The 853-nt window shown below is 68.7% G+C and carries 1 protein-coding gene; it reads right to left on the reverse strand.

What is annotated here, in order from left to right; genetic code table 11:
* A partial coding sequence (locus tag M3I53_RS37985; RefSeq protein ID WP_254320817.1) for a cytochrome c occupies window positions 1–853 on the reverse strand: 853 nt, incomplete at both ends.

Below are 853 nucleotides of genomic sequence, written 5' to 3' on the forward strand. Positions count from 1 at the left end.
ACGGTGACGGTCTTGCGGACCTTCGCGACGTCTTCTGCGCTCACTGGCGCGCCGGTGTTGCCCCAGCTCGCACGCACGAAGGTGGACACGTCGGCCACTTCCTGATCGGATAGACGCCAGCCGAACGCCGGCATCGTGAACGACGAGGGCGACGATTTCGTGCCTTCGAGGGCGCTGCCTGCCAGCAGCACGTGAATCAGCGAAGTGGGGTCCTTGCCCTGCACGACCGGGTTGCCGCCGAGCGCGGGGAATACGCGCGTGTAGCCGCGTCCGTCGCTGCGGTGGCAGGCCATGCAGTTGTCGCGATAGACGGCTGCGCCGCGTGCGCTCGCGTCGCCGTTTTGCAGCTTGTGCGCGGCGGCGGGATCGTAGGCGTACGCGGTTTCCTTCGGGTCGCTGGAGGGCAGCGTCTTGAGGTAGCGCGCGATGGCAAGCAGGTCCGCGTCGTTCATGTGCTGCATGCTGTGCTGAACGACGTCGGTCATGCCGCCGAAGGCGGCCGTACGCAGATTGCGTCCGGACTTGAGGAACTGCACGATGTCGTCCTCGCTCCAGTTGCCCAGGCCCGTGCGCGGATTGCCGCGCAGGCTGGAGGGGACCCAGCCGTCGATCGGGCCGCCGCCCGCGAGGAAGTCGTCGCCTTCGAGGTCGGTGAGCGCGAGTTCCTGCATCGTGCGTGCGCGCGGCGTGTGGCACGCGCCGCAGTGGCCGAGGCCCTGCACGAGATACGCGCCGCGCGCGACGATCGCGTCGTTGTAATGCGAGCCGTCGAACGCCTGCACCTTCGGTGCGAACAGCACGCGCCAGGCGCCGAGCGGCCAGCGCATCGAGAGCGGCCAGGGAATGTCCACGG

The sequence above is a fragment of the Paraburkholderia sp. CNPSo 3272 genome, assembly GCF_024206495.1.
GTDB lineage: Bacteria > Pseudomonadota > Gammaproteobacteria > Burkholderiales > Burkholderiaceae > Paraburkholderia.